This is a genomic window from Paenibacillus kobensis NBRC 15729, from assembly GCF_004000825.1.
Taxonomy (GTDB): Bacteria; Bacillota; Bacilli; order Paenibacillales; family Paenibacillaceae; genus Paenibacillus_T; species Paenibacillus_T kobensis.
The window spans coordinates 16,686-28,546 of the sequence record NZ_BILZ01000029.1 but is presented as its reverse complement, the minus strand read 5'-3'; the positions used below and the strand labels follow the sequence as shown (position 1 = coordinate 28,546).

The 11,861-nt window shown below is 52.5% G+C and carries 13 protein-coding genes; 1 reads left to right on the top strand and 12 read right to left on the bottom strand.

What is annotated here, in order from left to right; genetic code table 11:
* Window positions 1-25: 25 nt before the first annotated feature.
* The 7 genes from PKO01S_RS16940 to PKO01S_RS16910 all read right to left on the bottom strand — a co-directional run bounded on the left by PKO01S_RS16940 (window position 26) and on the right by PKO01S_RS16910 (window position 4,564).
* On the bottom strand, window positions 26-262 hold the full coding sequence (locus tag PKO01S_RS16940) for an aspartyl-phosphate phosphatase Spo0E family protein (protein ID WP_246070609.1): 237 nt from the start codon (window positions 260-262) through the stop codon (window positions 26-28).
* A 145-nt stretch (window positions 263-407) separates the two neighbouring features.
* On the bottom strand, window positions 408-1,628 hold the full coding sequence (locus PKO01S_RS16935; protein WP_127532618.1) for an aminotransferase class I/II-fold pyridoxal phosphate-dependent enzyme: 1,221 nt from the start codon (window positions 1,626-1,628) through the stop codon (window positions 408-410).
* 13 nt (window positions 1,629-1,641) lie between these two features.
* Entirely contained in the window at window positions 1,642-2,133 is a 492-nt protein-coding gene (locus PKO01S_RS16930) for an Lrp/AsnC family transcriptional regulator (protein ID WP_127532617.1), read from the bottom strand.
* A gap of 173 nt (window positions 2,134-2,306) precedes the next feature.
* On the bottom strand, window positions 2,307-2,693 hold the full coding sequence (locus PKO01S_RS16925) for a spore coat protein (protein WP_127532616.1): 387 nt from the start codon (window positions 2,691-2,693) through the stop codon (window positions 2,307-2,309).
* A 27-nt stretch (window positions 2,694-2,720) separates the two neighbouring features.
* A complete protein-coding gene (locus PKO01S_RS16920) occupies window positions 2,721-2,945 on the bottom strand; it encodes a hypothetical protein (RefSeq protein ID WP_127532615.1) in 225 nt (74 codons plus the stop codon).
* Between the two features lie 156 nt (window positions 2,946-3,101).
* Complete coding sequence (locus tag PKO01S_RS16915; RefSeq protein ID WP_127532614.1) at window positions 3,102-3,770, bottom strand: DUF2642 domain-containing protein; 669 nt, start codon at window positions 3,768-3,770, stop codon at window positions 3,102-3,104.
* A 122-nt stretch (window positions 3,771-3,892) separates the two neighbouring features.
* The gene (locus tag PKO01S_RS16910) at window positions 3,893-4,564 is read right to left on the bottom strand and encodes a hypothetical protein (RefSeq protein WP_127532613.1); all 672 of its coding nucleotides are present in this window, start codon (window positions 4,562-4,564) and stop codon (window positions 3,893-3,895) included.
* 448 nt (window positions 4,565-5,012) lie between these two features.
* Here PKO01S_RS16910 and PKO01S_RS16905 point away from each other — a divergent pair, with 448 nt between their 5' ends.
* Window positions 5,013-6,104, top strand: coding sequence for a CotH kinase family protein (locus tag PKO01S_RS16905; RefSeq protein WP_127532612.1), 1,092 nt, complete (start codon window positions 5,013-5,015; stop codon window positions 6,102-6,104).
* 1 nt (window position 6,105) lies between these two features.
* Here PKO01S_RS16905 and cysK read toward each other — a convergent pair whose 3' ends face one another.
* The 5 genes from cysK to PKO01S_RS16880 all read right to left on the bottom strand — a co-directional run bounded on the left by cysK (window position 6,106) and on the right by PKO01S_RS16880 (window position 11,854).
* Window positions 6,106-7,023, bottom strand: coding sequence for a cysteine synthase A (cysK, locus tag PKO01S_RS16900; protein ID WP_127532611.1), 918 nt, complete (start codon window positions 7,021-7,023; stop codon window positions 6,106-6,108).
* Window positions 6,917-8,290 (bottom strand): MFS transporter, encoded by a 1,374-nt coding sequence (locus tag PKO01S_RS16895; protein ID WP_127532610.1) that lies wholly within the window; start codon window positions 8,288-8,290, stop codon window positions 6,917-6,919. Before PKO01S_RS16895 ends, cysK begins: the two co-directional genes overlap by 107 nt.
* Window positions 8,291-8,373: 83 nt before the next feature.
* Complete coding sequence (locus PKO01S_RS16890; RefSeq protein WP_127532609.1) at window positions 8,374-8,943, bottom strand: hypothetical protein; 570 nt, start codon at window positions 8,941-8,943, stop codon at window positions 8,374-8,376.
* Between the two features lie 114 nt (window positions 8,944-9,057).
* A complete protein-coding gene (locus tag PKO01S_RS16885; protein ID WP_127532608.1) occupies window positions 9,058-9,477 on the bottom strand; it encodes a DUF350 domain-containing protein in 420 nt (139 codons plus the stop codon).
* Between the two features lie 13 nt (window positions 9,478-9,490).
* Window positions 9,491-11,854, bottom strand: a complete 2,364-nt coding sequence (locus PKO01S_RS16880) for an endonuclease MutS2 (RefSeq protein ID WP_127532607.1) — start codon at window positions 11,852-11,854, stop codon at window positions 9,491-9,493.
* Window positions 11,855-11,861: the final 7 nt, after the last annotated feature.

The following is an 11,861-nucleotide window of genomic DNA, read 5'->3' as shown; positions in this document are numbered from 1 at the left end:
GGGGCTTCAGTCACAATTAATTCGATCATTGAAACGAGTATCGGTAATAGTGCATATACTCGTTGATTTTCACATCGAGCCGTTGGCTTAAATCGATGACGAGATCGGATTGAAACGTCTCTTCCTCGTCATACATCCGCTCCATCGCTCCGCGCAGCAGCATGATCTCTTCCTCCAGCAGCCGGATGGATGAGGGCATCTTGCGTCTGTTGTATGTCTTCCGTTGCTCTTCAAGCGTCGTACTAGACTCCGCAATCTTCAATGCCTTTCCTCCTTTAGCTGGGTCGTATGGCCTGCATCATGCTAGGAACATAAGCCATTATATGTGAATCTATTGCTAAATTATATCAAAATAGTTCAGTATTGAATATAAGCTTTTTTTGAGATCTTTTAGGAAACTTTGTCAATCATTCACGCTCATTCTTAAGTTTTTTGACAAAATCCCCGATCCGCTCGATCGCTTCATTCAATTGAGACACGCTTGTCGCATAAGAGCAGCGCAAATGTCCTTCGCCGCCAAGCCCGAATACGTTGCCCGGCACTGCTGCCACTTTGCCTTCCTCAAGCAGCCGCTCTGCAAACTGTTCCGACGAAAGTCCCGTCGACTTGATGGACGGGAATGCGTAGAACGCTCCTTGCGGCTCATGGCACTCCAGACCGATTTCCCGGAAGCCCTTCACGACGAGACGGCGGCGCTGATTGTACGACTCAATCATCCGCTCCATCTCTTCCATTCCGTTCTTGAGCGCTTCAAGCGCTGCAACCTGACCCATAATCGGCGCGCACATAACTGTATATTGGTGAATGCGAAGCATAGCGGAGATCAGCTCAGGATGTCCGCATGCGTAGCCCATCCGCCAGCCCGTCATTGCGAACGCCTTGGAGAAGCCGCTGACTAGAATAGTCCGGTCCTTCATTCCCGGCAGTGCTGCGAAGCTGACATGCTTCTGGCCATAGGACAGCTCAGCATAGATTTCGTCCGAAATGACGATCAGATCGTTCTCTTCCACTACCTTCGCGATCGGAAGCCAGTCCTCGTAGGTCATGATACCGCCGGTAGGATTGCTCGGATAACACAAAATAAGTACTTTGGACTTCGGCGTAATCGCTGCCTTCAACTGTTCCGCGCGAAGCTTGAAGGCATCCGCCGCGAACGTCTCGATGCCGACGGCAACGCCCCCGCTGAGCGCTGTAATCGGCGAATAAGAAATATAGCATGGCTCTGGGATTAAAATCTCGTCGCCTGGCGCAATAAGCGCCCGCAGCGCCAAGTCGATCGCTTCGCTGCCGCCGATCGTGACGAGCACTTCGTCCGCCGGATTGTAACTCACCTTAAACCGGTTATCGAGATAAGACGCAATTTCTTCACGCAGCTCCGGCATACCGGCATTGGACGTATATTGCGTCTTGCCCATCTCGAGCGATGCAACGCACGCATCGCGCACATGCCAAGGCGTCACGAAATCAGGCTCGCCGACGCCGAGCGTCACAATATCTTTGCGTCCGCTGACCAAATCAAAAAAACGCCGAATGCCAGACGGCTTAAGCGCTCTTGCGTTCGGCGCCAAATAGTCGGCAGCGGTTGTGCGCCGTTTCGCCGGCACCGTTTGTTGTTCATCCATAATCATGCCCCATCACCCTTTATGGCGAAATCATCAAGCGTTGGTCACCAACGGTTTCATCGAAGATAATGCCGTCTTGTTTGTATTTCTTAAGGATAAAGAATGTCTTCGTCGAAAGCACCGAGTCGATCGGCGACAGCTTATTGGAGACGAACGAGGCCACTTCCTTAAGCGTCTTCCCTTCGACCTCAACGAGCAAATCGTATGCACCGGACATCAGATAGACCGATTTCACTTCCGGGTACAAATAGATGCGCTCTGCGATGCCTTCGAAGCCACGGCCGCGCTCCGGCGTAATTTGCACCTCGATCAGCGCCGTTACCGTCTCATCATGTACTTTGCTCCAGTTGACGACTGCTGCATATTTTACGATCAAATGATCGTTCTCCATCTCGGCAATTTCCCGTTTGACTACGTCGACCTGAACGTCGAGCATCGTCGCGATCAATTCGGCGTCCCGCCGCGCGTCTTCCTTGAGCAGTTCCAATATCTTCATCTTCAAATCGCTCATCGTCACAGCTCCCTTCAAGCCTTCCTTCTGCGTAGTGTCGTGGAACAATCCTATAAATATTCAATAGTAAAGGATAAAGTTAATTTTACAATGAATCTGTGTCGACTGCAAAACAAAAAAACAGCAGCTCCGCCGCCTTGAATGCGGACAAAACGGAGTCTGCTGTACGTTCGTTAGCTGTAATAGGTCGGAGTCTGCTGCGGTTGCTGAAACTGCTGCTGGCTCGTATAGAACATCGGTTGGCGGATGATGCCGCTCAGTTTCTGCTGGACGAATTGATTCGTTTTTTGCAGCGTCTGATCATACTGCTTGCCTTGTTTATCGATCTCCTGGCGAAGCGCCGGCGACGATGTATTATACATTTGATTTTGCTGCATGACCGTGAAGAGCTGGCCTTGCATCGTTAGCGTGCTGTTCGTCAAATCGGTGAACAGCTTCCGGATTTGAGGACAGGTCGACTCCGTTGCGGCTGTCGCATACTCCCGTACAACCCGTTTCAGATCGGACAAAATCACACTTGCCAAATCCTCGTCCGGCAAAATCGATTGATGGTGCTGCATCTTCATTTCCTCCCAATCGTTGATCAGTTAGCCCTGCGGCTGGGTAGGCGCAACGCCGGAATGCTGATGTAACGTCTGCAACAGCGTCTGATAATGCTGCTGATGCGTCGAAATAAACTGCTGTGCGATTTGGCTGAGTGCCTGATTCGAGCTGGATGAAGCGAGTACAGCATTTTGCTTCAGCAGCAAATCTTCGTTCGACATCGAATCGGCAATATACTCCAGCTCTTTGGCGGTTATCGGCTGCGGCATTTCGAATCCTCCTATTGCCATTTTGAACACCTACCGTATTATGTCCGGCGGCTTCGCTGCATATGCATGCCAAAAAGGAGCTTCCCACATGCATGACATGAAAGGAAAGCTCCTTCGGCTCAGAGGTATATTCGCTCCGAGACTTTGGCCGCCTTGTTACGGCAGATGCACCGTCTTAACATGATCGAGATGGAGATAGATTGGCGTACCGCCCGCATTGGCCAATTCCACTATGTTCTGCTCCACGCTTTTTAATACGCCGATCTTATTCGGGTTCTCGCCAAGATCGAGGATTACGAATTCACCGACAAGCTTGCGCAGCTGTTGATCGAACGTACGGGCAAGCGTAAGCGGAGAAGGCTTAAGCGGAAATTGCTCGGCCGTCAGCGTATAGGGTGTGACATTCGGATTATAAGGAATTAAATATTTAAGATGGGTAAGAGAGACGACAACAGAATGATAAACCGGCGAATAGAATACGAAGAAATCGTTCATGACGCTTGTCAAATATCCATGTATGGATTGGTTGCCGGTAATGTACAGTTCCGAGAACATACCTTTGGCATTCATAAGCATTTTACGGTATGAAATCGGATCGTTAGGCTGCTCGAACAGCGTTTCCGGAACGTCGATTAATAAGCTTTCCTGCTTGCTGACCTCCCTCATCTGTTGAAGATGGATAATTGGCACATATACGAATTGCTGCCCGTTATGGATGACAAGAATATCCTGCCCCATATCAACCAACTTGCCTCGAAGCGCCATCGGTTTGCCTGAAATGTCGAGATCAACGAAGCGATTCATTAACGGATGCTGCTGTTTCATAAGATACGGCCCCTCCTTTCACTCTCGATAGCCTTTCGTCTACGAGGAGTTATAGAACGAAAAGCCGAGTCGGAACGGTTACCCGTCCGGCCCGGCTTGCGTTCACCGCCGCTTGCGCCGAATTAACGGCCGCTGCGGCGTTTGAGAGCCGTGCCTTTGTTCACTGGTGCTGCTCCGCGCCGTGTTGCCGTTTTATTGTTGCCTTTTGCATCAGCAGAGCCGCCGGATCCAGCAGAACCGCCGCTGCCGCCGCTCGTTCTCCGAGCTTCTACTTTGACTGTTTGAATGTGATCGATCGGGATATCCACTTTTTGGTGTGCCGAAACGACCAGAATGTGTGTGCTGCCAACGTCCGCGAGGAATCCTTCGACTTTCTCAGGCCCGCCCCAGTTCACTTGAACGAATTTCTTGTTCAGTGCGCTCAGCACGCCTTTGAAGTTAGCTGCTTTAATAAAGCCTGGTTTTTTGCCAGTGCGGTTTCCTGGCGAACGACCTGCCGAACGACCTGCCGAACGACCGCCCGTCGAACCGCCGCTGCTGCTCTGATCCAGATCCGTGATCGATTTGATATGGCTCGTTTTCACATAAGTTGTGCCTTCCATCGTCCGCACGACCAGATAGTCGCTTTCTACGGAAACCAGTCTGCCTTCGATCGAATTCGGGCCGCCGCGGTTGATTTTGACGTTCTTTCCTTGCAATTCGTCCAAGTAAGTGCGCTCAGCCGTTTTTTGAGATTTGTGAGAGGAACGATGCGGATGTTGTTTTCTGCAAGGATCAAAATACCAGTACATCATAAGATAATTCCCTCCAAAATAATGATTAGATAGATTTCCGTCGAGCAGAATCTGAGCAACCGACTACACTTCATTGCCTATCAGCTTCTCGCCAACCCTGCATCCCTGTTCGTGTTCCGCATCCCTCCATTACCGTCTTCGGTGCATCTATCCTTAGTGACGATTTATAATATATCTATATGTATCTCGTATACGTGCGGTACTAGATGATGAACTATTTTTGAAGAGTTTGGACGAACCACCCATCGCTTTTACTAGATTTGCGGTGAAGGTTCTGGAGGCCGCTCCGGCGGCGAAGACCGCGAAGGTTCCGGAGGCCGCTCCGGCGGTTCCGGCGGCGACTTGTAATCGAATTGGCAGTAGCATAACAGGCACCGTACGCATAGTGTAAATAGCACAAAAGCCTATCGATACCGATAGGCTTTATCTTTTGTCCGGAGGTGCCGACATGCCGTCTAATGCCGTCCTGCAGCGCTCCATCACAATTGAACAATCGGAATGGGATACGCTGAACGCAAATCCGCGCAGCAAGAACTTCGTTCAAGTCCAGGTCACGATTGACGGGAAGACGATGAATGCGGAGCTGCGACACCGCGGTGGACATACGCTCGGCTATTCGAAGAAGTCGTATGAGATACGGTATAACCGCAGCAGCGGCAGCGGCTTTCGAACGCTGCATTGGAATGCGGAATATGACGATCCGTCCATGATGCGGAACGCTCTTTCCTTTCACTTTCTGAACAAGGTTGGCGTATATTCGCCAAAGACGAACCATATGGAGTTGACTTGGAACGGAGAGTCTCAAGGCGTCTATTTAGAAATCGAAGCGGTTGACCGCCATTTTTTCAAATCGAGAAGCTTAGGATGCAAATCGCTCGTGTACGCCGTTAACGATAATGCGAACTTCAGTCTGACCGACCCCTATACTTATGAACAGAAAGAATCGTTATTTAAAGGGTATCAGGTTCAACTGGGGGATAATGACGTAAAATCGCGGCTTATTTTATTTATACGTAAAATCAATGAGCTTGAAGGCAATAACCTCGAGAAGCTGCTCTACAGCCGGCTGGATACGACCTTTTATTTAAAATGGCTGGCCGGTGCGGTGCTGACAGGCAATTATGACGGATTCGAACAAAACTATGCCTTATACGAAAGGTCGAATAACGGGAAGTACCGCATTCTGCCTTGGGATTACGAAGGAACATGGGGTCGCAATTGCTACGGGCGTATTTGTGATACGGATCTCGTAGATGTGAAAGGCTACAATAAATTAACGGAGAAACTATTCGGGTACCGTAAATACCGCGAGCGGTACAAAAAGATATTGCTCGAAATGTTGGAAACCGAGTTTACTCTCGATGCGCTGACGCCAACGATTGAGAACATGCACGAAGGCATTGCGGAGGCCATTCGGGGAGATTATACGCGCAAGCATCCATTCCAAGTGTTCGCCTCCGAGCCGTCAATCATGCGCCGCTACATTGTTGACCGCCGCGACATCGTGATGAACGAGCTCGAAGAGAACTGGAATGTTTGAATCAGAAGATGTCCATACTCAGATAGCGCTCGCCCGTATCGGGAGCAATACAGAGCACTCGCTTGCCGGGGCCTAACCGCCGGGCAATCTGCAGTGCCGACCAGACGGATGCGCCAGAGGAAGGACCTACAAGAATCCCTTCGAGACGTGCCAGCTTGCGCATCGTATCCAGTGCATCCTCGTCTGCTGCCTGAATGATCTCATCATAGATGGAAGTGTTAAGAATAGAAGGAATAAAACCAGGACTTGTTCCGACCAGCTTATGCGGTCCCGGCGCGCCGCCGGACAGCACCGGCGAGCCTTTCGGCTCAACGACCGCGATATACAGTTCGGGAAGCAGCTCTTTGAGCGCTTCCCCGGTTCCGGTTACCGTCCCGCCCGTGCCGGCTGTGGCGACAAAGGCGTCCAGCCGTCCATCGGTCTGTCTCATGATTTCATGAGCGGTCGTCGTACGGTGAGCATCCGGATTCGCAGCGTTATCGAATTGATTCGGAATATAACTTCCCGGTATTTGTTGCTGCAGCTCCTTTGCCTTGCGGATCGCGCCAGGCATCCGCTCGGCAGCAGGCGTCAGCACGACCTCCGCACCGTATGCGCGCAGCATTTGAACTCTCTCGACCGTCATGTTGTCAGGCATGACGAGAATGAGACGGTAGCCCTGAGCAGCTGCATTCATGGCTAGCCCAATGCCGGTATTGCCGCTCGTCGGTTCTATAATGGTTCCTCCGGGCGCTATCAATCCTTTACGCTTTGCATCCGCGATCAAGGCAGCTGCTGCCCGGTCTTTGACGCTGCCGCTCGGATTAAATTTCTCAAGTTTGACCAGCACCTCGGCGTCCTGATCCGTCGTTAATCGGCTTAGTCGAACGGCCGGTGTTTCCCCGATAAGCTCGATGATCGATTGTACGATTCGAGGCATATCCGCATTCCTCCCTCTTGCGTTTGCCGGAAGGCCGCTGCCCTCCAGCTGTCGTATTCAATAAATGTCTGGTAGCGAACCAGCCCAGAATCGGCATGCTGCCTACTGTAAAGAGCAGCCACGTGATGGCGGCAGGCGACTTCGTCCGCGACAGGACGATCAGATATGCCGTCATACCGATGGCGCGACCCAATGTAAGCGCAAGCTCCCGCAGTACGATAAACTCTTCCCGCTGCCGCACCGACAGCTCCGTCCGTCCGATCAAGTCAAAGACGGTGGACGTCATCGGAATCATATAGAGCGGAATAAACAATGACGTTCCGATGCCGAATACGATCAGCATGGAATAATGAACTCCCCAGAATAATGGAACGATGACTGCCGACAAACACAGCACGCCTGCCAGCATCGCTCCGCTTCGCCGGTTCGTTCGCATCATCCGTCCGATTAGCCAAAAGCTGACAAGCGCGACAAAAGAAGTGATTAGGGCATAATTGCCAAGCTTCTGCTCGTTGCGCGTAGCCATATATACAGTCAATCCGACCAGAAACATAAAGACGCCGTCACGGACACCTTGCATCGTAATCGCGAACGCGAACCGGCGCCAAGGGTTGCCGCGTTGCCGCAGCTGCTTGGCAGCATGCATCCAATCATAGCGGCCGCCGCTCTCCCGGTTTCGAAGGCCGAAGGAGCAAGCAACAGCAACGGTCAACACGACGAGCGAGGCGGTGAAGATGATTCTGTAACCGAACTCATCCTTGTTCGACGTAATGATAAGACCGGATAACCAAGGGGCAATGATGCCGGCGGCAGAGCCGAGCAGACCTGCGATTCCGTTATACCGGTCGCGGTTGTCCGGTCCCGTTACTTCGAAGTACACGATATTATAGGACAACCAGAACAAGCCCAGCGCAATGCCGTCCAGTATGCCGATCGGCACGACCCACCGGTAGGCGGAAGGCCCAATCATCAGCACCGTGAAATAGAAGCAGCCTGCGAGCACGATGCCGAGCCGCAGCGCAATCATTTTGTTATGCTCCTTCACCCATTTGCCGGCCAGCCAGAATAACAGACCGCTCACAACATACTGGCTAAGACAGAACCAGCCGATGCTGGCGAACGATTCCTTCGCTTTCCATAAGTACACCGGGATGAACGTACCAGACAACGCACTTGCCGCTGCATACAGGCCATGAACAGCCATTAACATACGGGATTGACCATCCAGCCGGCCTTGCGGACGTCCGCCGGCAGCTTCCGCACTCATTCCTCTTCCTCCCCGTTTCAAGACATGCTTACCTAAGGTGTCCCAAAACGGGAAGGAGCATGCCGCAGCTGCTCCTTCTCCTTTTATTGCTTATGGTTAGCCGATTGCTCCAAAAGGCTGGTCATCCGTTCGCGCGCTTGCAGCGACAGCTTCGTCGACGTTTCGTAGCAGACTGGGCATACGTACAGCACCGTCTCGAATGGAACCGGCAGCAGAGGCTGTCCGATCGAAACGGGAACGGACGGTTTATAGCTGTCGCCCGTTACGGTATGTACGCCTGCTTCTAGCATATAGCCTCTGCAGGAAGGGCATTCCGGCACCTCGAGCTGATCATCGAGCACCCGCTCGATCCGTTCTTCGATTGCGAAGCTTGAACGGCGCGCTTGGCGGAAGCCGTCTCCCGACTTAGCCGACTCCGTCCACTCGTTGGATTCATCCGACCAGTCCTCTTCTTGCTCCTCGTCATGCGAATGATCGTGAGCATCGGAATCTTCCATTTCTTCGTCGACCCCAATTTGGACCGTACGATAACCGGTCAGTTCGTTGCTGCAATGCGGACAAAATTCCTCAGGCCCGATTTCCTCATCCCATACGATTTCGGAATGGCACCAAGGACAGATCGTCCCGTTATCTTCATGTTCATGCTTGCTCATATGGCTCACCTCTAGTTAACGGATAAATAATAAACGCCTATTGCCACGAACAGAATAGCAAAGGCAAACAATGTTCCCCACAAATATTTCACTCTATCATCTTCTCCCGTTCGATTAAATAATCGTCGCGCCGATGACATACGAGAGCGATACGGATATGATCATCGCGATTAATCCGACCGCGCGGTTGTCCCGTTCGATCTCTTCGTCGATTCGGAATACAGGCGTTAAGAATTCGAACAGAAAGTAGGCGGCGAGCAAGAGAGCGAAACCGAAACTTGCCCACCCCATACTTTCATAGATAGATCCATTCGCATCAATGGAAAACCGGAATATGTTGCAAATGCCGAATATTTTCCCGCCAGTGGCCATCGCGACCGCCACATTGCCCTTCTTGATCTGGTCCCAGCAGTTATATCTCGTCACGAGCTCGAAAATGTACAAAAATACGAGCAGCGCCAGCACCGTGACCGATACATAAGCAAGGGATGCGACAAGAGGGTTGCCGATTATCCGATCGATTTGCTGCTCCATCCGAATCCTCCCGTCAGTTGAGCTCGGCAACCGTTACGCCGGTTCCGCCTTCCCCATACTGTCCAAGCCGATAAGATTTAACATGCTTATGTCTGCGAAGAAAATCTTGAATGCCCGTGCGGAGCACGCCCGTTCCTTTGCCGTGGATAAGATGAACACAACCAAAGCCAGCAAGGAAAGCCTCATCCAGGAACCGGTCAGCTTCGATCAATGCTTCGTCCAGCGACGCGCCTCTAAGGTCGAGTTCCATTGCGGCACTCTCATCGCGGGTCCGTTTCAAGCTTGCAGCCTGCTTCGGCTGCTGCTTCGCTTGCGCTTCGTTCGACTTCAGCAACTCCAGATCATCAAGCGATACTTTCATGCGCATAATGCCAAGCTGCACGAGCGCTTCGTTGCCCGCGAGCTCAATGACGCTGCCCTTCTGGTTCAAGCTGTATACGCGAACCTCGTCGCCCGGCGTAATGCGCACCGGCTTGCCGCCGGCGCGGCTTGGCGCCTTAGGCTTGTGAAGCTCCGGCGACGCTTCATCCAGCCGCCTGCGCGCTTCAATCAGCTTATGCTCCTTGACCGAAGCGCCTTCTTCCATCGCCAGCTTGCGAAGATCGGCGATGATTTGCTCCGCTTCCGCCTTCGCTTTGCGTACCGCTTCGCGTGCATCTTCCTGCGCCTTCCGAAGCAGCTTATCCCGTTGCTCCTCGAACCGCACCATCTCCGCCTCGTGCTTCGCGCGCTGCTCCTCGAGCTGGCGGCGGAGCGCCTCTGCGCTGCTGCGCTCGGATTCAGCGCTCAGCCGGTCTTCCTCGAGGGACGCAATCATGTTCTCGACGCGCATGTCGTCTTCGCTTACTTCGCCGCGTGCATGATCGATAATCTGCCGAGGCAGACCGAGCCGTTCCGCAATCGCGAACGCGTTGCTTCGTCCCGGAACACCGACGAGCAGACGATAAGTCGGACTGAGCGTCGCTACGTCGAACTCCATGCTCGCGTTGATGACCCCTTTGCGATTGTAGGCATAAGCCTTCAGCTCGCTGTAGTGGGTCGTTGCGATAATGCGCGAATCAAGACGGTGGATATGCTCGAGAATGGCAATCGCAAGCGCCGAGCCTTCCGCCGGGTCTGTTCCCGCACCCAATTCATCGAGAAGAACAAGACTCTTCGGCGTCATCGCTTTCAGAATGCGGATGATATTGGTCAAGTGGCTGGAGAATGTACTTAAATTCTGCTCAATGCTCTGCTCATCGCCAATATCGGCATATATCGCATCGAACACGCACATTTGGCTGCCGTCCTCCGCCGGAATGAACAAGCCGGACATCGCCATTAAGCTAAGCAGTCCGACCGTCTTGAGCGATACGGTCTTACCGCCCGTATTCGGACCAGTCACGATAATGGCCGAGAACTGATTGCCCAGCTCGACATCGATCGGCACGACCGCCTCAACCGCAAGCAGCGGATGGCGTCCGCGCTTCAGCTTCAGGAAGCCGCGGTCGTTCATCCGCGGCAGCGATGCCTTCATCTCATGAGCAAGTCTCGCTTTCGCGAATGTGAAGTCCAATATGCCGAGCCCTTCGGCATCATAGGTCAGGTCTTCGCTAACGTCCGCCGTGAGGGCAGTCAGCTTTTGCAGCACCTTCTCCACTTCACGCTCTTCGGCGGACCGGAGCTCGCGCAGCTTGTTGTTCATCGTTACAATCACTTCCGGCTCGATGAACATCGTCGCCCCGGAGCTGGACTGGTCATGTACGATGCCGCCAAAATGCGAACGGTATTCCGACTTTACAGGAATAACATAGCGGTCATTACGAATCGTAATAATCGCATCTTGCAGCATCTTCTGTACCGAGCTGGAACGAATCATCTGGTCGAGCTTCTCTCTAATACGCGACTCGCCGCTGCGAAGTTCCTTTCTGACAGACGCCAGTTCCGGACTCGCCTGATCCATCACTTCCGCATTCTCATCGATGCAGCGCAAGATCGCATCTTCCGTCTGCTTGTGTTCGGACAGCGGTTCTGCCAAGTCCGCCAATAGCGGAATTGGATCCGCTTCATGCAGCACCAATATATGTTTCTTCACCCTGCGGCCGGCCCTTATCGTTTCGGCAATCTCAAGCAGCTCTGCCGCATTGAGCGTTCCGCCGATCCGGGCACGCTTCAACGATGCGGATATATCCGCAATCCCGCGAAAAGGAGGCGACCCCTTAAGCCGGTCCGCCTTATATGCTTCATCCGTTCCCTGGAGCGAGTGCTTGACAGCATCCAGATCCGAGCTTGGCTTAAGCTCGTTGATCACAGCTTTGCCGAGCGGCGTCGCAGCATGGACCGCTAATTTATGAATGATTTTATAATAATCCAATGTGTTAAGAATTTTATGATCCAAAGCTCAG

Bases quoted from the DNA above. Each gene is read 5' to 3' on its own strand.
- PKO01S_RS16935 (WP_127532618.1), bottom strand. From the start codon at position 1,628: ATGATTATGGATGAACAACAAACGGTGCCGGCGAAACGGCGCACAACC.
- PKO01S_RS16930 (WP_127532617.1), bottom strand. From the start codon at position 2,133: ATGAGCGATTTGAAGATGAAGATATTGGAACTGCTCAAGGAAGACGCG.
- PKO01S_RS16925 (WP_127532616.1), bottom strand. From the start codon at position 2,693: ATGCAGCACCATCAATCGATTTTGCCGGACGAGGATTTGGCAAGTGTG.
- PKO01S_RS16920 (WP_127532615.1), bottom strand. From the start codon at position 2,945: ATGCCGCAGCCGATAACCGCCAAAGAGCTGGAGTATATTGCCGATTCG.
- PKO01S_RS16915 (WP_127532614.1), bottom strand. From the start codon at position 3,770: ATGAAACAGCAGCATCCGTTAATGAATCGCTTCGTTGATCTCGACATT.
- PKO01S_RS16910 (WP_127532613.1), bottom strand. From the start codon at position 4,564: ATGATGTACTGGTATTTTGATCCTTGCAGAAAACAACATCCGCATCGT.
- PKO01S_RS16905 (WP_127532612.1), top strand. From the start codon at position 5,013: ATGCCGTCTAATGCCGTCCTGCAGCGCTCCATCACAATTGAACAATCG.
- cysK (WP_127532611.1), bottom strand. From the start codon at position 7,023: ATGCCTCGAATCGTACAATCGATCATCGAGCTTATCGGGGAAACACCG.
- PKO01S_RS16895 (WP_127532610.1), bottom strand. From the start codon at position 8,290: ATGAGTGCGGAAGCTGCCGGCGGACGTCCGCAAGGCCGGCTGGATGGT.
- PKO01S_RS16890 (WP_127532609.1), bottom strand. From the start codon at position 8,943: ATGAGCAAGCATGAACATGAAGATAACGGGACGATCTGTCCTTGGTGC.
- PKO01S_RS16885 (WP_127532608.1), bottom strand. From the start codon at position 9,477: ATGGAGCAGCAAATCGATCGGATAATCGGCAACCCTCTTGTCGCATCC.